Genomic DNA, 17,680 nt, shown 5'->3' on the forward strand with positions numbered 1-17,680 from the left:
GACATCGTTTTTTCAATTAGAAACACCAGATTCACAACATGCAAAAGTGCAAGATACAAATAAATATGTTATGCAAAGAATGGTCGACCCCGGCGGTGGTTAAGCCGTTTAAGCAAGAAAGACGCTACTAAAAGGTAGCGTCTTTCGTACTTTATAATGGTGGTTCATTATTTAAAAGCGTAAAAATTTCGTGCCACTAACACATGAAAATATAAAAAATTCACGTAAATACGGGAGGGTTACATAATGAATCTTAATCAAGAATGGTTTAATGAAATGATTGACCAGGACAATCAAATTTTAGAAACTTATCGTGAATTATTACTGTTAATTGGAAATTTCCAAGAAGAATAATGGATTTCAGCTATCTTTTAGTTTATTTTTAGTCTCAATTCTATGCGTTAAATATTTTGCATACTCAATCAATTCATTTTCTAATAGTGGTTTATCTTTATCAGGAACATTTTTATAACTTTCGTACAAATCTTGGGCTAAACGTTCTACAATTATTTTTCGATCTTCTGTTGTAAGAGCTTCACTATCACCAATTTTATGATTTAGGAGTCGATCAGTACTTACATTAAAATAAATGGAGATCTTTTGGAGCGTTTCAAAACTTGGCTCTTTCCTGTTATTTTCCCAGTTGGAAATAGTACTACTAGCGACTCCTAAAACATCACCAAGTTCCTTCATATTTAATCCTTTAAGTGTTCTTAGAATTCTAACATTTTCCCCGAAATAATTCTGTATCATTTATTTCACTCCAATCGATTTATTCACCTTTGGGATAGTAATTCACCGTTGGGATAAAAAAGTTTCCCGAAAGGATTGACATTCTACTTTAAGGAGAATAGAATGTGATTAAGGGGGTGAGAAATTGACTGTTATACGCAATATTAGAGAATCAAAAGGGTTAACAATTCAAGAGCTGTCGGAGGCTTCTGAAATACCCGTGAAAACTCTGTATCACATTGAAACTGGTACAAAAGGAGTTATTGAAAATAGGGCCAAACTTCTTGCCGATATTTTCAATGAACCAATTGAAAAACTTTTTTTTGCTACGTACTATCGAGCAAGATTAGAATGAAACAAATTTCATTTACTCGTTAAACAATAATTATACATCTATATTGTAAATGAACAATACAGAAAAAGGATAACTTAATTAGTATTTTTCAAGTTAATAAAACTGAAAATTTAGTTTTTAATGATCTTTGAAAATTGTATATCATATGAGGGAGCTGTTAGTCATGTTGAAACGTTCGTATCAAATGATACTCATTACAATGAGTACGCTTCTTGTAGCAATAAACTTCCTATTTCCGTTTACTAAGGTAAGTGCTGAAGTAATTCAGCATGAGCAATATAAAATGGATTGGAGTTATAGCCATCAATATGGGAAAGATGTTCGAACGGAACTCCTCAAAAATTCTAATGGGCAAATTGCGTACTGTCTTACATATGGACTACGTTCACCGAATGGTGAGGATCTTCCAGAAGTAGGGCGAGCAGATAATGTGGTATATAGAATTTTAATGAATGGATACCCACAGAAATCTCCACAAGAATTAGGTGTTTCGAATTGGAAGGAAGCTCATTATGCAACGCAATTAGCGGTTTGGAATGCATTAGGACAATTATCTATTTGGGAGCTTGAGCATCGTAATGCTAATGTTGAAAAAGCAGCTAAGGAAATTATTTATGCGGTGAATCATAGTAACGCAACACAAGAAACTTACATGAATGTAATTCAAACTGATAAACAAGAAGCAAAACTTAATGGTGAGTACTTTGAAACGAGTTTGTACCAAGTAGAAAGTAACGCTAAAAATGGTGTATTCACTGTAAACCTTAAAAATGCACCGAATGGTACAAAAATTGTAGCTGAGAATGGAGAAATGAAAGAACAATTCCAATTAGGAGAGAAATTCCGTATTTTGGTTCCGAAATCCTCCAATACAGGTAATCTTTCCTTAAAAATCACTTCTAACCTAGTCAATTTACATGCAGTTGCTTACAAAGGAACTGATAAAATTCAAGATGCTACCGTACTATTAGAGCGTAGTGAAGAAAAAGTAAGTACGGATTTAAATGTGAGTTGGAAATCAGTAGGTCAATTAGAAGTTATTAAAGTAGGAGAACAAAAAGAAGTATTACAAGATGCGGTATTTGATGTGTTTAATAGTAAGAATGAAAAGGTTGGTACTATTACTACAAATGAAAAAGGAATTGCTAGCCTTTCTGGTTTAGAAATCGGAACTTATACTCTTAAAGAGGTAAAATCACCTACTGGCTATGTACTGAATGGGCAGCCACAACAAATTGAAGTTAAAACAGGTGAGGTTGCAACAATTACAGTACAAAATACGAAGGTAAAAGGAAACATCGAGATTAAGAAATCAAGTGACAGTGGAAAAACACTTCCAAAAGTAGAGTTCACAGTGTATACAGCAGAGGGAAAAGAAATCACAAAAACAATTACAAACGAGCAAGGGATTGCACAAGTGAAGGATCTTCCGTATGGAAAGTATTATTTTGTTGAGACAAAAGGGGTAGAAGGATACCTTCTTAATCAAACTAAATATCCATTCGAGATTAAAGAGCAAGGAAAAACACTGACATTTACGGTTGAAAATAAAGAAGTAAAAGGAAACGTGCAACTTCTAAAAGTAGATGGAGAGAATCCAGATAAAAAATTAGAAGGTGCGGTGTTCATTCTTCAAGATAGTAAAGGTAAGAAAATTAGTGAACACAAAAGTGATAAAAACGGTTTGATTGAAGTAAAAGACTTACCATTTGGAGCATACTCATTTGTTGAGAAGCAAGCACCAACTGGCTATGTTTTAACGAAAGAATCTATTCCTTTTAGTATCTCGGAACAAGGAAAGACAATCATGCTAACAGCAAAAAATAAGAAAATCACAGGAGAGTTAGAGATTAGTAAGGTAGATATTGCGGATGGAAACAACAAGCTTCCGAACGCTGAATTTACTATCTTTAATGAACAAGGAAAAGAAGTTGCAAAAGGAAAAACGGATGAAAACGGCATTGCAAAATTCAAGCTTCCATATGGAAAGTATACGTATAAAGAAACATTCGCACCAGACGGCTATTTACTGAATGAAGAGATATTCCCTTTTGAAATTAAAGAGGATGGTCAAATTATTAAGCATACGGTAAAGGATCAGAAGAAACCGACACCACCTACACCAGAGACACCAAAACCAGAACAGCCAGAACAACCACAAAAACCAGAAATACCACAAAAACCAGAGCAACCAGAAGCACGACAACCGCAGGTACCGGAACAACCAAAAGTAACCGAAAAACCTGTCATTCCACAACTAGAGAAACCACAGCAGATTGTTATGAAACCACAACTAGAACAAACACCAAAGAAAATCGAAACGTATCTTCCAACAACAGGCGGTAAAGCCGAAAATCCATACATAAAATGGATCGGTCTTGCATGTGTCGTACTTGGCTCAATTGGAGCTGTATTTGCAGTAAGAAACCGTAAGAAAGCTCAATCATGATATGAAAGAATATGAAGCTCATTTTAGTGAATCAGATGAAAATCCGTTAGGCTTTGCTATTGGATGTCGGAATGCATGTATACTCGTTATTCCCATTTGGATCGTTGTTTTTTGGATAGGGAGCAAGATATAAGAAACCGAGAGGGAGATGAAATGAGATGTCAGAAATCCACGTCGGTAAAATGAAAAAAATAGGGAAACTTGGGGAAGACGTTATGCAGCGCAAGAGTGCTTGGTTGTCTGAAGAATTGATGCAAGCAATTTCAATCGCTCAAACTGTAATTAAACCATTAAAGCAACATGATTATTGGATAGAATCCGCTACAAAATTATTGGCAGGAAGTATTTTATATCTGGATCAACGGCATAAAAAACTATACTACCTAGATGTGAAAAAAGTTATTGAGTTCACGGAAAAAATGTATGAGAGTGAAGCGAACTTGGTAGAGGTAATAAATTCGCTCGAAAATGAGCATCCAGCATATCATATTTTTCATGAGCTAGGTCTTTATTCAAAAGAAACAAGGGATGCGATAACTGTCACTTTGCTATACATTCTTGAAAAACATCAACGTGAAAAGCAAGGGGAACAAAAAGAGTATTTTTGGTTTCAGTAGCAGTCAGAAGAGGAAAATGAAATAGGAAGGAGTGCAATACATGTTAGGCGTAGCTAAGAAGTATACAAAGGTGATTAGAGCGTTGAAAGAACTGAATGAAGGGGAAAAGGTTGCAGGTGTGATAAAAGCCCGATTTGGGGCGTATAAAACGGTCATAGAAGGTGTAAAAGAAAACGCCAACGATTTTATTTTCATTTTTGATCCAAAAGGTATCTTTTATGAAGATACCCATCACGAAAAACGAAAACAAGGGTATCACATCATCAAACATGATTTACTAACTGGTTATGAAACGCTACAAATGGATCTAAAACAAAAATCTGTTGTGTACATCAGTGTAGAAACGGAAACAAGTACGTATCAAGAGAGAGGAGAAGCATTATCTAATTTTCTTCAGTATCTAACAGAATGCAAGAACATAAGACCAATTCACCTGGTATTTCATCAATATGATTTGTACCCGATCCCTCATATGGAGCAGTTTTTGAAAGAAAGCGCAACATACCACATTCAGCATTCAATCGTAGTTGAATCTCAATCCGCATTACAACACATATACGGAAAAGAAGCAGCGCAACGCATCATAACCACGTATAACACAACAATCCTAGCATGATCTAAAGCACTCGTTCACTATTTCATCCTATCTAGATGGCTAGAAAACTAGACAAGGGAGAATCGTTTTTCTCCCTTCTTAATCAAAAATAGGAGGCGTTCATATGGGAAAAGAAAAAAGACTCACATTTTATGATATTGCGGCATCACAAGCTCATAGTGTTAAAACTTTTGATGGAAAAACATACGAACTGAAAGGCACCATCGCAATTGAAAATAGCACAGGAAGCATTGAAAAGGTGGCTCAAATTTATTATCAAGTGCGCTCGGTTAGAGATGAACATCAAAACTTAATTGCTAAACGAAAAAATAAACATGCGGAATTAGTAGCTGTCAAACAAAAATGTAAATAAAAAAAGCGATTTTGAAGTGTGCTGAGAACATAGCACAAAGTAAGTTGTTCTTTGACAATTTAGATATATATTGTGTATCTCTTCCTTTCAGTAATGATGTAGAAAGGTGAAATATACAATATATATGCGTGCCTCCCTTCGAAAGGTCACTAGAGGGGTTAGGTATACGATTATCGTTGGGTGAGTAAGATCGTAAAACTCATCTGTGACCACTGGGAAATGCAGTGTATCAAAGACCTGTTTGTGTCAGTACTCGTGAGGAATATCCCATTTTGACATTCTGAAGAAGCGAGGAACATCACAACAGTAGATACATAAGGTTCTACGTTCACGCCAAAATACGTAGTGCGGTATTGGGCATATAGAAGCTAGGTCGGGATTAGTCTCTATACGCATACCAATACAGGGTTCGTCATTCCAGCCATAAATGGTATTTCCATTTTCTATCCCACTTTCCTTTAAATGTTATAAAATAAAGACAGATGTTGGAGTTTAAAAGTGTCTCATCACACTTCAAAATCGCTTATAAAAATATGACATAGGGAGGAACATACATGAGTCGTAAAGGGTGGATCATTTCCGCTGTTGTTGGACTGTTAATTGCAATTGGTATTGGTTCAACATTTGTCTTTAGTTCGGGAAAAGGGGAAGTAATGGAGCTTAGTCCGTTAGAAATGAAGAAGTTCATGAGTGAGGATGGCACAGGTTTTGTTATGCTAACGTCTAACATGAGGCATAGTGAAGAGTGGATCTTTCTTGTAAAAAAAATAGCTAAAAAAGAAAAAATTGAAGTAAAAGGTTTAGATGAAAATCGTGACGATATTCCAAGTACAAGTAACCCTCATGATTGGGGATTATCGCAAAGAAGGGATACTCTTGCATATTATGAAAAAGGTAAGGTGAAAAAAGAGATTAAATTTACAATTGATAAACTTCCAGAACTTGAAAAAGAAGTTACCTATTTTGTTCAAAATTGCAAAGAGCAATATCAGAAGTAATCACATAATCATTGAAAGGTGGTGATACAGTGGCGATTACACAAAGGGAATTAAAAAAAGAAAAAGATATGGTAGCAAACCTATTAAGAGCCAATGGTCAGGATTATAACCATTGGCTTCATTTACATCATCAGAAATACATTGAAGAAAATCAAGATCTAGTAATGAAGGCTTTGCAAGCTTATAAAGCAACATCAACAGAAGTAAAGGAAGATAGCAAGGCGAATGAATCAAGTCAGCTTAGTAACGTATAAGCATTTAAAAATGAAAAGGGAGTGAATGTATATGTCAATGTTGGAAACATTATCTCAAATGTTAGTGTTAGGTGATGCGATGGATGGTCTAATTAATACAGGTAATTCTTTTATTGCATGGATGCAAAGAGGGGCAATGGTTAGTACAGCGATTGTATTTTGCTGGGGCGCTTATCTATTAATTTGGGGCGGTGAACGAGGAAGACATAAATGTATTTGGTGGTTTCTTGGTGGAGCAGCCGGACTTGTTATCGTAATGGGATGCCAATACTTAGCAGAGAGCGTAAATAGCAATGTAAAATTTGGTCAAATCTTATTCCCGTTTTTCTGGATGAAATAGTGAAAAAATATAAATAAGGCAATGAGGAGGCTATGCAAAAGGTATGGCTTTTTTTGTTGCCTTTTTTCATTGGAATTTAAAGTAGATGTGAGAAAGGAGAAGCCATGTTTGTCATTTTTAAGAGTAGCAATGGAACAGAAATTGAGTCGGGTAAGCAATATTCGTTTCATGAAGCTTATATCTTAACGAGGCGATTAGAACGAGTTTATAGAGAGGCAGGGCGGCAAGAACATATTGATTTCGATTTGCTAGATGGTCATTCTAATGAAATTTATAACGGTACGTTATCACTTGGTTCGAGATATGCAGATCACATTTTTGATCACATTTCTAAAAAAATGAATGTGATGCAATTAGATCCAGAACAAGAGGAACAAAAAAAGGAGCTGTTAGAAACGTTAGAAAGGGAAATCAATGATTCTCCCTTTCATGAAGAATATGAATATCAAGAAGAATCATCAGAAAGGAAGGAAGAATCCTCTTATAGTTCAGCGAATGAAGTAAAAACACTAGTAAAGCCTGGAAAGGAAAATAGAAAAGGATTCAAGATTATTGCGAGTGTCATAGGAAGTGTGGTGTTAATTGGAGCTGGTGCCATATTTGCCTTTAAGTTATTCTCCTCCGAACCAGTTTCAAGTGCAAATGCTGGCTCTGAACAATATGTAGTAAAAGGATTACAACAGGCAGCCATTCAGCAGTATGGAGAAGCCGTTAAATACTTCGATAAGGTCAATTACACAGAATTAGATAAAGATAGTCAGAAGGCAGTTCTATTTACTTATTTATTAAATGGAAAGGCAAATAAGGCATTACAATATGAACCGAAATTTGCAGAAAGTGTGGTTGCTTATTTTATTGGGATAGACAACATGAATAAAATCAATGAAATTGATGTCAAAAATGATGTAATCGATTTTGAAAAAGCAGCACTTAATAAGAAATATGAGGAGGTAATTAAGCTTAAGGATAAAGTCAATATGGACGGTAGACGTGAAAAACTCATTGTTGAAGCTTTTGTAAATCTAAAAAAATATGAAGATTGTTATTCCTTTGCTAAAACGCAAGGAAATAAAAATGTAATGAAAGAGGTCAAAGAATTAGAAAAACGAGATATTCAACAATCTACGATAAGTGAAGAGGAAAAGAAAGCTAAGATTGAAAAAATTGATAAAGATCTACAGAACATCTAAGGGGGAGAGAATAACATGCCTTTAAATTATGAGAATCTGTACAAAAAAATGGGAATTGTTTTTCTTGGTGGTTCATTAATATTAAGTACGACAGGTTGCAGTTGGTTTGGAAGTAAGGAATCATCAAAAAGTAAATCAGCTATTACAAAAAAAGTAGATAAGAATAAGCCGGAGGAAAAGAAAGAAGATCTGAACAAACAAGATTTTGAAGCAATTACAGAGAATGCAATTCAAAGTAAGGATAATGAAGTTGCTTATGTACTCGAAGAACTGGATAAATCAAAAATTAATTTTAAAGAAAAATCTATTGTAAGTAATCTTCAAAATGGGGATGACACCACTTCTCGTGTTCTAGCACTCTTTGATAAAGAAACAACAGATAAAACACTTCAAGATACAACAAAAGATAATGTGATTGCAGCTATTACGGATAATAAGCCACAAGTCACCGTGAATGGAGATCATTTTGCATTCGGTGATCAAAATATTGATTCTTCAGTAGCGAGTATAGGTGATATTCTTCCATCAGAGAAGAAACCAGATACAATTGTAAACCCACCAATTATAACGGAGGGTGAGAATGGTAATACGGAAAATACAGGGACAGAAAAACCAAAGCCACCAATAGAGCCGGAAAAACCAACAAATCCAGAGAAGCCAACAGAACCGGAAAAACCAAAAAACCCAGAGAAGCCAACAGAGCCGGAAAAACCAACAAATCCAGAGAAACCGACAGAGCCGGAAAAGCCAACAGATCCAGGTAAACCGACAGAACCGGAAAAACCAACAAATCCAGAGAAACCGACAGAGCCGGAAAAGCCAACAGATCCAGGTAAACCGACAGAACCGGAAAAACCAACAGAACCAGAGAAACCAACAGAACCAGAGAAACCAACAGAACCAGAGAAACCAACAGAACCAGAGAAACCAACAGAACCGGAAAAACCAACAGAACCAGAGAAACCAACAGAACCGGAAAAACCAACAGAACCAGAGAAACCAACAGAACCAGAGAAACCAACAGATCCAGAAAAGCCAACAGAACCGGAAAAGCCAACAGAACCGGAAAAACCAACAGAACCAGAGAAGCCAACAGAACCGGAAAAACCAACAAACCCAGAGAAAACAACGAATCAAGAAAAGCCAGTTCTGAAACAAAATGAAAAGATGGTAGCGAGTAAATAAAGAGAAAACAACTAATTTTGCCAAAAAGGTACTCATAAAAAGAGTACCTTTTTAATTTGAAGCTGGATTGAACAGAGGTGATACTTTGATATGTATAGTGAAAAGATATCAATCAAATATAAATTAGCTGAAAAAGAAGTACTCATTCCATTGAGTGCTTTTTTGTTTGTTGGAATGTTTTTGATCGCTAATTTTTTACTCAACTTATCTTTAGAACTGATAGAAACAACTTTTAGTGATTTATTACATCCCAAACCGTTTCATATGGAGATAGGATTTCTTTTTCGGATGCCAATTGCAGAGCATCCAATTTACTACTTGCTTGTTTTCCTTGTAGTGATTGGAACTATTGCAAGAACGGTGTATAAGCTGAAATCTTCCTTTAAAAACTTAAATAATCATCAGAAAGGTTCTAGTCGTTTTACAACAGTTGAAGAGTTGAAAAAGCAATACCGAGCTGTACCAGATCGAGAGGAATCATTTAAAGGTGGCGGTGGTGTTGTTATCTCCCGACTAGGTGATAAGGTATTCATTGATGATAGCCCGGTAAACAACTTAATTATTGGTACAACACGCTCTGGTAAAGGGGAAACTTATGTATTTCCTACAATTGATGTCTATTCTAGAGCGGAACATAAACCCTCCCTAATTTTTAATGATCCAAAGGGGGAATTGTTCAGCGCATCGAAAGAAACGCTGGAAGAACGAGGCTATCACATTGAAGTTTTGAACCTGTTAACTCCACTTGATTCTATGAGCTATAACTTATTGCAGCTTGTCAAAGATGCCTATAAAGATGGAGATTATTCAACGGCACAGGCATTATGTAAGACACTCTCACACACTTTGTATTACAACCCAACTGTAAAAGATCCTTTTTGGCAACAGTGCGCTATGAGCTTGTGTAACGCTATGATATTAGCCGTTACAGATAAATGTATTGCGGAAGGTACAGAAGAAAAAATCACAATGTATGCAGTTGCAAATATGTTATCAGAACTTGGTTCAAAAGAAGTAATTGTAGATCCGGAATCTGATCCCCAAAATGCATTAGATTTATACTTTGAAGGTTTACCAGCGGATAGTGTTGCGAAGATGCAATATGCAACCTCAAACTTTTCAAAAGGAACGACACGAGGTGGGATTTTCACTCAAACAATGAACGGACTTTCTATTTTTACATTTGATGAGATCGCTAAAATGACAGCAAAAAATAGTGTGGATTTAAAACGTGTCGGTTTTGGAAAAACGATAAAAGGAAAAGTGACACCTAGAAAACGAGTAGACATTGTATTTCCAGATGGCTCAAAGGAGTCTATCAAGGCAGATATTACAGGACGTTTTGCATTAGATTTCAAACAAGTAATACAAGTTGGAGATACCATTCAATGTAACGAAAAAGAAAACCCTCAAAAGAAAACATCTATTACTATTACAAAAATAGATGAAAAAACGGGTTATACAGAATTTAAAGTGGTAGAAGAAAATGAAGATATGAAAATAACAAAAGTGGATTATTTCGATAAGCCAGTCGCTATTTTTATGATTACACCAGACTTTGATTCTTCGAACCATGTGATTGCTTCTATTTTTGTAAGGCAGCTTTATTTTATATTGGCAAAGGGTGCATCCCTCGCTCGTGGAGGGAAATGTCACCGTGAGGTGGTTTTTTGCCTGGATGAGTTTGGTAATATGCCAAGTATTGAAGGGATGGCGAATATTATCACGGTTTGTCTCGGTAGAAATGTTCGCTTTAATCTTATCATTCAAGCATATTCACAATTAAAAAATAAGTATGGTGAGGATGCAGATACGATTGATGGAAACTGTGGGAATACCATTTACATTCTAACTAACGATCAAGAAACCGCCGAAAAAGTGTCCAAAAAACTAGGGAATCAGACGATTAACCTACCTTCTCGAAGCGGAAAAGGTCTTTCTACTGATAAAAATAAAACGGAAGGTCTAGATCAACGCCCACTGCTAACAGCAAATGAACTTATGAATTTTAAAGAAGGTGAAAGTGCCGTTATTCGTGTTATAAAACGTCAGGATAATAACAGAAAACGGATTAGACCTCGCCCAATTTATAATACAGGAGAAACAGCCTTAAAATACAGATGGGAGTACTTAGGCGTAGAATTCGATACAGATAAATCTATTTTAGATATAGATATTGATTCCCTACATGATGACGTAAATCCAAATTCACTCATTGTAGATTTTTTAGGAGAAAGAAAGGAAAAACCATCAGAGCCGAAACAGGAAGATTTACCACCAGTAGAGACAATGCAGCCAATAGAAGAATCAACCATGATGGGAATTGATGAAGAGATTCCCGAAGAGGCGTTTCAGCAGGAAGATAGCCCGTTTGATTCTCTCTCCATTGAAAATTGGAAGAAAAAAACGGTTAATGAATTTTTTGAATCTGATTTAGCAGTTTTGAAACTAGTTGATAAGTTCTTTTTAGAGCAATTAGGTAAATCAATAGTTGAAGTTGAAAATCAAGAAATGGGCGAGTTTTACAGTGAATTTCAAATGTTAGCTCACAATGACCACATCGACAAAAGTGTTTATCAAGCAGTCGAAAACAAGATTAATCGAATCTTACGGGATTTAGAAGAAAAAGTAACAAGTTAGAAAGCACTCAAATAATTGAGTGCTTTTTTGATTCCAAACATAAAGGAGGAACAGGGAATGTGTGTACCGACAATAACGGATAAAATGCAATTGATTTTAGATAGCTACTCGCCATTTGTGACAGAAGAAAATGAGGTCATTCTTGGTCTAGAAGATGCGGTTCTTTTCCTTTCAGTAGATCGGGAACAAAAAGGGAAATTGATTATTCGTATCGACAGATTAAATGAAAGAGTGAGTTGGACAGCAAAAGAAGTATTGGGACAATAGCAAGTATGAGAGGAGGGTAAATCGTGAAAGATGAAGAGATTTTAAAGGTTTTAGAAACGTTCTCGGATTATCTTCAAGTAGGAGACATCGTGAATTATGTATTACGTTGGCTAGGATGGTTTCTAATTGTAGGTTTATCTTTAGTTGTAGATGCTTTAGAAGGTGTGACAGATGCCATACTGGGGATTAAAGGATTCTTTAATTCACCGGAAATACAAAATTTTGTTGATATGTTATATCCATTGTTTGTCGTTCTTTTAGCCATTTCGTTTTTATATATTGGCTATATGTTTATTATGAACAAACAAATGAATCGTTCTCAAATTATCATCAATATTTTCGTAACATTGAGTGTACTTTGTTTATTAAGTACGGGTATGACAAAGGTTGATAAGTTCACCGATGATGCCATAGCAGTTGTGAAATCTGAACAAAAGGGTTCTTTAAGTGATGAAATTATTAAGAAGAACATAACAGATATTGCAGTAATAGATGAAAATAAATGGAAAAAGAAAGAAGATATGAATCCGAAGAATCACATTCCAGAAAAAAATATTAGACAAATAGATATTACAGAAAAAATTGATTCCGATTTCAAATTTACAAAAGACAAGGATTTATCAGATGGTGGTCAAAAAATTCTACAGAATAAAAGGGTGATGGATGCGTTAGGAGTTGCATCTTTAGCTGAATTGAAGGATGGATGGTTTGATTTCTTTCCAGAAAAGTATTATCGCTGGCACTGGAACTTTTGGAATATATTCTTTACTTTACTGATAACAGGATTAACTTTGTTATTGGTGAGTATTAAACTAGCTAGGTTATTTTATGAATTAGCATTTAACTACTTGTTAGCGAACATATTAGCACCAGCCGATGTTGCGAATGGTCAAAAGTTAAAAGCTGTATTATCTAATATCCTCAATATATTTATAGCAACGATTATGATATTCCTATCTTTGAAGCTATACCTAATAGGAACAGCTTTTCTCCATGACAAATTAAATGGTGTACCGTATCTGATTGCATTAGCCGCATTTAGTATGGCTGTTCTAGATGGTCCAGCAGCTGTAGAAAGGTTATTCGGTATAGATATTGGATTAAAGAGCAGTTGGGGTATGTTAGTAGGTGGTTTCGCACTTGGCAAAGGAATTGGCAGTCTTGCAAATTCAAAACCTATGAAGAGTCTCGGAAATATGATTGGAAAAGGAGCGAAAGGTGCAGCAGAAGGAACTGGTGTTGCAGCAGCTAAAACAGCAAGTGCGGCAGCGATGGCAACAGGTGGCGTGGCAGGGCTTATAAGCGGTTTGAAAAAAGGGAATGAGTCTGAAAATAAAGAGTCCTTGCAAGATCAAATGAAAAAAGCGGATCAGAAAAAAGAAAAAGGTAATGATTTAGCAAAAAAAGAAAAAGAAAAAGGTAACTTAAATAAGGAAAAAGATAAAAAGAATGGTGGTACGCCATCTATTCAAGAAGACATGAAAAAAGGAGGGAACGAAAACCCTGGGGTAGCGAATGGGCAAGAATCGGGAACAACAAGTCTTCAAGATGAAATGAAAGAGGCTGGAAAATCAAATGGAGCAAATGAAGGAGTTCAAACACCAGGAGGCGTAAGACAAGGAGCAAATGAAGGAGTTCAAACACCAGGAGGCGTAAGACAAGGAGCAAATGAAGGAAGTCAAACACCAGGAGGCGTAAGACAAGGGGCAAATGAAGGAGTTCAAACACCAGGAACAGTAAGACAAGGGGCAAATGAAGGAAGTCAAACACCAGGAACAGTAAGACAAGGAACAAGTGAAGGAAGTCAAACACCAGGAACAGTAAGACAAGGAACAAGTGAAGGAAGTCAAACACCAGGAACAGTAAGACAAGGAGCAAGTGAAGGAAGTCAAACACCAGGAGGCGTAAGACAAGGAGCAAATGAAGGAGTTCAAACACCAGGAACAGTAAGGCAAGGAACAAGTGAAGGAGTTCAAACACCAGGAACAGTAAGACAAGGAGCAAGTGAAGGAAGTCAAACATCAAGACCAGCATCAAGTGGAGGAAGCCCGGCACCAGTGGAAACACCAAGATCAGTACCAAGTGGAAGTAGCCCGGCACCAATGGAAACACCAAGATCAGTACCAAGTGGAAGTAGCTCGGCACCAGTGGAAACACCAAGATCAGTACCAAGTGGAAGTAGTCCGGCACCAATGGAAACACCAAGATTAGTACCAAGTGGAAGTAGCCCGGCACCAATGGAAACACCAAGATCAGCATCAAGTGTAGGAAGCCCGGTACCAGCCGATATCGTAACGGTGACACATAGTAGCCCAATTATTCCTTATGAAAGTGATAAAGAAGTGGCAGCAAGTAGAAGTCAAGAAACACGGACATTAGGACAATATACAACCGATAAAGTTAAAAATACAACATCATCCATGAAACAAAAGGTAAGAGGAGTGCAAGAGCGCATTCATAATTCTGAAACGGTACAGAATACAAAGCGTTTTTATCAGATGGGGCAAAATACGGGTAAAAGTTGGAGAGATATTGTAAACAAAAATAAAAAGAATACAGATAAAAAATAAGCGTAATCGTACGCTTATTTTTTATTGTCGAAAAGGAGGGAATCCCGATGAGAAGCTATCGGATTCCGAAGGAAATCAGTACAGAATTACGGATTAATAAAGTGCTTTATTTAATAGATTTCTTTTTACTAATTGGTTTATTAGTTGTAACGATGATTCTTAGGAACTTCGTACATGAGTCCTTTCAGCTACCATTTATTCTTTTCATGGTAGCTGTTGCAATTATCATGATTTGGCGACCAAGTACGAATCCACAAAAACGAATGTATGAAGTATTGATTATTACATTGCTAAGAAGGAAAGGTGCATATTGCGCCATTGATAACGATCAATAAGGGAGGGATCACATATGGCGTTATTCAGCGAAAAAGATATAGAGAAAGAAAAGCCAAAACAACTAGAAAGACCGAAGAAAAATGCTTTTCGATTTAACGAAAAAAATGTAAAAGAATCAATTTTTGAACCAAAAGAAATTGTGAAGGTGCTACCCGACAAAAAGAAAGAAGAAAAACCAAAGGTAGAACCAAAAGTAAAAAAACAGAAGAAAGAAAAGCCAAAGAAAGACGATTCGAAAAAGAAAAATCCAAAACTGTTAGGTTTTTTATCTAGAAAAAAGAAAGAAGCACCACCAAAGGTAAAGAAAAGTATTGCGGAAATTATGCAAATTGTAGACATGACAGAGGATGGCATATTTGAACTGAAAAATGAGGAGTTTCTAGAAATTCTTCAAGTGGAAAGTGATGATATGTTCTCTAAGAATAGCGACGAGCAAGCATTTGTTATCTTCTCACATGCGTATTTTTATCAAGCCTACAAAGAGTCCATTAAACTCGTTTTTTTAAACTTCCCATGTCAAACAACCGAACAACAAAGATATATTGAGAAGAAAATTAAAGAATGTACCAGTCCTTTGTATGAACGAATTTTAAATCAAAAGTTAAAAGAACTTCAGTTTTTAGAATGGGGCAGAACCAATCGGGAAGCCTTCTTATTTATTTATGGAGAAACGGAATTAATCGTAAAAGAACGTGTAGATGCAGCAAAACGATATATCAAGCGCTCTACTGAACTATTAGAGGTGGATGAAGAGAAAAAGTTAGAGCTTATGTTTAAATTGTTCAATCAAAATGCAAAATTAGGAACGAAAAATATATGGTAGTAAGGGGGCAACAATATGTTTGCGTTCAAGAGTAAAAAATCTAAAAAAGAAAAACAAGAGGAACTAAAAAAGAAGAAAGGTTATAACCCCTTTTTAGTGGCTAGAGTTCAGCCACAAGGGGGAATTAGTTTTAAAGAAAGTTATTTTCAAACAGGTGATGGATTAGGTACTTGCATTCATGTCTATGATTATCCAACAGAAGTAAATGATTTTTGGTTAGAGCAAATTATGAATATGCCGAATGTGATCACAACATTAGATGTCATGAGTGATAATCGAAATGAAGTTATTGAATCGATTAATAAATCCATGAGTGAACAAAGTGTTCGGCATGATACAGCGAAGGATAATATAGATCGGATCGATGCAAAAAATGAATTTTTAGAGCTGGAAGCTCTCTATACGGATTTGAAACAAGGTGAGGTTATGAAACGTATTCATATCCGTATCTATGTTTCCGCTAGAACGTTAGATGAGTTAGAAAAACAAGTAAAAGAAATCATGGAAACATTAGAGTCTTATAACTTTCGAGGAGCTGTCTTTTTAAATGAACAAGAGTATGAATGGGATGCACTCGTAACGAGCTTTGATACACAAAAAAATTATGTGAACCGAAGAAAAGGGAAAGAAATTCCGGCAGTCAGTTTGGCTGGTGGGTGTCCGTTTCATTATTCCTATTTGCACGATCCATACGGCACGTATTATGGAACAACGAAAACAAAAGGAAATGTTATTTTTGATATTTTTCATAAAGACGAACAAAGAAAGTTTTATAACGGTGTAATGATTGGAAAGCCTGGTGCTGGAAAATCAACATTACTAAAAAAGAAATCGGTAGACTATGCAAGTAAAGGTCATTTTATTCGTATTTTTGACATTGTAGGTGAATTTGAGGAAACAGTACGTGATCTGAACGGGAAAACAATTGCATTAGATGGTTCACAAGGTCAAATTAACCCACTTCAAGTATATAAGACAGCAGAACTTGAGGAAGTTAGTTTCACTCAGCATTTATCTAAACTCACAATTTTTTATCGATTCATTGCGCCAGAAGCAAAAGATGATGAAATTAAAGAATATGAAAACTTGCTTCGTAAATTATATATTCGTATGGGATTATGGAATGATGAAAAAGGAGCGAAAAATGAAATTACAACAAGAAAACCAAAAGAATATCCGATTTTCTCTGACTTTTTAATGTTTGTTCGCAAAGAATTATATCAAGATGTAAAAGCTAAAAAACATCATGATAATTTAGGAGATAGTAGAATTCATCGTTTAGAATTAATTGAATTAAATCTTACGAATTTAGTAGAAGCATATGCACAATTATTTGATGGTCATTCCACTATTGAAAACTTTAAAAAAGAACAAGTTGTATCGTTTTCCTTACGAAACATTTCAAATTTTAAACCGGAAGTATTCCAAGCGCAAATTTTTAATGTTTTTAATTTAATATGGGATGAAATGATATCCAATGGTGCGCCACAATTAGAGGCATATACTAAACAACAACTTGCTTTTGAAGATGTAATTCGTTATTTCATTATTATTGACGAGGCTCATCATATTATCAACACGAAAAAAGAAAGCGCTCATGCCCTACAATTTTTAACTAAATTTAGCCGAGAAGATCGAAAATATTTTGCTGGTCTTTTATATGCAAGTCATACAATTCGAGATTTTGTACCGGAAGGATCTTCACAAGAAATGATTGATGAAATTAAAAAGTTATTTGAACTTACACAGTACAAATTTATTATGCAGCAAGATAATAACAGTTTAGATATGTTACGAAAAGTATTTGCAGGACAGTTAAGCGAAAGTGAAATTGCAGCGATTCCACATTTGCCAACAGGGGATGTCATCTTAAGTATTGGGGCTGTAAAAAATATTCATTTTCATGTAGAAGTAACAGACGAAGAATTGATGTTATTCGGGGGAGGTGCTTAATAC

17 protein-coding genes are annotated in these 17,680 nt (G+C 35.6%); 16 read left to right on the forward strand and 1 reads right to left on the reverse strand.

Annotated features, from left to right (window positions below; all coding sequences use genetic code 11):
- Positions 1-360: 360 nt before the first annotated feature.
- A complete protein-coding gene (locus tag ACTFRY_RS24595; RefSeq protein ID WP_000615757.1) occupies positions 361-753 on the reverse strand; it encodes a helix-turn-helix domain-containing protein in 393 nt (130 codons plus the stop codon).
- 124 nt (positions 754-877) lie between these two features.
- Between ACTFRY_RS24595 and ACTFRY_RS24600 the strand changes: the two genes are divergently transcribed.
- From ACTFRY_RS24600 to ACTFRY_RS24675, 16 genes are all read left to right on the forward strand, one after another.
- On the forward strand, positions 878-1,087 hold the full coding sequence (locus tag ACTFRY_RS24600) for a helix-turn-helix transcriptional regulator (RefSeq protein WP_000216138.1): 210 nt from the start codon (positions 878-880) through the stop codon (positions 1,085-1,087).
- A 163-nt stretch (positions 1,088-1,250) separates the two neighbouring features.
- Entirely contained in the window at positions 1,251-3,536 is a 2,286-nt protein-coding gene (locus ACTFRY_RS24605; RefSeq protein ID WP_098617070.1) for a SpaA isopeptide-forming pilin-related protein, read from the forward strand.
- Between the two features lie 158 nt (positions 3,537-3,694).
- Entirely contained in the window at positions 3,695-4,153 is a 459-nt protein-coding gene (locus ACTFRY_RS24610) for a TRAG family protein (protein WP_098617069.1), read from the forward strand.
- 40 nt (positions 4,154-4,193) lie between these two features.
- Entirely contained in the window at positions 4,194-4,769 is a 576-nt protein-coding gene (locus tag ACTFRY_RS24615; RefSeq protein ID WP_098617068.1) for a hypothetical protein, read from the forward strand.
- Positions 4,770-4,872: 103 nt separating this feature from the next.
- Positions 4,873-5,121, forward strand: a complete 249-nt coding sequence (locus tag ACTFRY_RS24620) for a hypothetical protein (protein WP_000514061.1) — start codon at positions 4,873-4,875, stop codon at positions 5,119-5,121.
- 554 nt (positions 5,122-5,675) lie between these two features.
- Positions 5,676-6,119, forward strand: coding sequence for a hypothetical protein (locus ACTFRY_RS24625; RefSeq protein ID WP_025966419.1), 444 nt, complete (start codon positions 5,676-5,678; stop codon positions 6,117-6,119).
- A 29-nt stretch (positions 6,120-6,148) separates the two neighbouring features.
- A complete protein-coding gene (locus ACTFRY_RS24630) occupies positions 6,149-6,373 on the forward strand; it encodes a hypothetical protein (RefSeq protein WP_001018798.1) in 225 nt (74 codons plus the stop codon).
- A 31-nt stretch (positions 6,374-6,404) separates the two neighbouring features.
- Complete coding sequence (locus ACTFRY_RS24635; RefSeq protein ID WP_000062187.1) at positions 6,405-6,713, forward strand: hypothetical protein; 309 nt, start codon at positions 6,405-6,407, stop codon at positions 6,711-6,713.
- 104 nt (positions 6,714-6,817) lie between these two features.
- Positions 6,818-7,903 (forward strand): hypothetical protein, encoded by a 1,086-nt coding sequence (locus ACTFRY_RS24640; protein WP_098617067.1) that lies wholly within the window; start codon positions 6,818-6,820, stop codon positions 7,901-7,903.
- 15 nt (positions 7,904-7,918) lie between these two features.
- Entirely contained in the window at positions 7,919-9,088 is a 1,170-nt protein-coding gene (locus ACTFRY_RS24645) for a hypothetical protein (protein ID WP_332278777.1), read from the forward strand.
- 90 nt (positions 9,089-9,178) lie between these two features.
- Positions 9,179-11,728, forward strand: coding sequence for a VirD4-like conjugal transfer protein, CD1115 family (locus ACTFRY_RS24650; protein WP_098617361.1), 2,550 nt, complete (start codon positions 9,179-9,181; stop codon positions 11,726-11,728).
- Positions 11,729-11,785: 57 nt separating this feature from the next.
- On the forward strand, positions 11,786-11,995 hold the full coding sequence (locus ACTFRY_RS24655) for a hypothetical protein (protein WP_016128119.1): 210 nt from the start codon (positions 11,786-11,788) through the stop codon (positions 11,993-11,995).
- 23 nt (positions 11,996-12,018) lie between these two features.
- On the forward strand, positions 12,019-14,565 hold the full coding sequence (locus tag ACTFRY_RS24660) for a pLS20_p028 family conjugation system transmembrane protein (RefSeq protein ID WP_440032427.1): 2,547 nt from the start codon (positions 12,019-12,021) through the stop codon (positions 14,563-14,565).
- Positions 14,566-14,612: 47 nt separating this feature from the next.
- The gene (locus ACTFRY_RS24665; protein ID WP_025966424.1) at positions 14,613-14,900 is read left to right on the forward strand and encodes a DUF5592 family protein; all 288 of its coding nucleotides are present in this window, start codon (positions 14,613-14,615) and stop codon (positions 14,898-14,900) included.
- A 14-nt stretch (positions 14,901-14,914) separates the two neighbouring features.
- Positions 14,915-15,724 carry a hypothetical protein gene (locus ACTFRY_RS24670; RefSeq protein WP_098617319.1) on the forward strand — a complete coding sequence of 270 codons (810 nt, stop codon included), beginning with the start codon at positions 14,915-14,917 and terminating at the stop codon, positions 15,722-15,724.
- Between the two features lie 15 nt (positions 15,725-15,739).
- The gene (locus ACTFRY_RS24675; RefSeq protein WP_025966426.1) at positions 15,740-17,677 is read left to right on the forward strand and encodes a VirB4 family type IV secretion system protein; all 1,938 of its coding nucleotides are present in this window, start codon (positions 15,740-15,742) and stop codon (positions 17,675-17,677) included.
- Positions 17,678-17,680: the final 3 nt, after the last annotated feature.

The sequence above is a fragment of the Bacillus cereus group sp. MYBK195-1 genome, from assembly GCF_051916605.1.
In the GTDB taxonomy this organism is placed as follows: Bacteria; Bacillota; Bacilli; order Bacillales; family Bacillaceae_G; genus Bacillus_A; species Bacillus_A cereus.

What these genes read in the sequence shown, in the direction of transcription:
- ACTFRY_RS24605 (WP_098617070.1), top strand. Translation starts at nt 1,251, where the DNA reads ATGTTGAAACGTTCGTATCAAATGATACTCATTACAATGAGTACGCTT.
- ACTFRY_RS24655 (WP_016128119.1), top strand. Translation starts at nt 11,786, where the DNA reads ATGTGTGTACCGACAATAACGGATAAAATGCAATTGATTTTAGATAGC.
- ACTFRY_RS24635 (WP_000062187.1), top strand. Translation starts at nt 6,405, where the DNA reads ATGTCAATGTTGGAAACATTATCTCAAATGTTAGTGTTAGGTGATGCG.
- ACTFRY_RS24610 (WP_098617069.1), top strand. Translation starts at nt 3,695, where the DNA reads ATGTCAGAAATCCACGTCGGTAAAATGAAAAAAATAGGGAAACTTGGG.
- ACTFRY_RS24595 (WP_000615757.1), bottom strand. Translation starts at nt 753, where the DNA reads ATGATACAGAATTATTTCGGGGAAAATGTTAGAATTCTAAGAACACTT.
- ACTFRY_RS24665 (WP_025966424.1), top strand. Translation starts at nt 14,613, where the DNA reads ATGAGAAGCTATCGGATTCCGAAGGAAATCAGTACAGAATTACGGATT.
- ACTFRY_RS24670 (WP_098617319.1), top strand. Translation starts at nt 14,915, where the DNA reads ATGGCGTTATTCAGCGAAAAAGATATAGAGAAAGAAAAGCCAAAACAA.
- ACTFRY_RS24650 (WP_098617361.1), top strand. Translation starts at nt 9,179, where the DNA reads ATGTATAGTGAAAAGATATCAATCAAATATAAATTAGCTGAAAAAGAA.
- ACTFRY_RS24640 (WP_098617067.1), top strand. Translation starts at nt 6,818, where the DNA reads ATGTTTGTCATTTTTAAGAGTAGCAATGGAACAGAAATTGAGTCGGGT.
- ACTFRY_RS24675 (WP_025966426.1), top strand. Translation starts at nt 15,740, where the DNA reads ATGTTTGCGTTCAAGAGTAAAAAATCTAAAAAAGAAAAACAAGAGGAA.
- ACTFRY_RS24645 (WP_332278777.1), top strand. Translation starts at nt 7,919, where the DNA reads ATGCCTTTAAATTATGAGAATCTGTACAAAAAAATGGGAATTGTTTTT.
- ACTFRY_RS24620 (WP_000514061.1), top strand. Translation starts at nt 4,873, where the DNA reads ATGGGAAAAGAAAAAAGACTCACATTTTATGATATTGCGGCATCACAA.
- ACTFRY_RS24625 (WP_025966419.1), top strand. Translation starts at nt 5,676, where the DNA reads ATGAGTCGTAAAGGGTGGATCATTTCCGCTGTTGTTGGACTGTTAATT.
- ACTFRY_RS24615 (WP_098617068.1), top strand. Translation starts at nt 4,194, where the DNA reads ATGTTAGGCGTAGCTAAGAAGTATACAAAGGTGATTAGAGCGTTGAAA.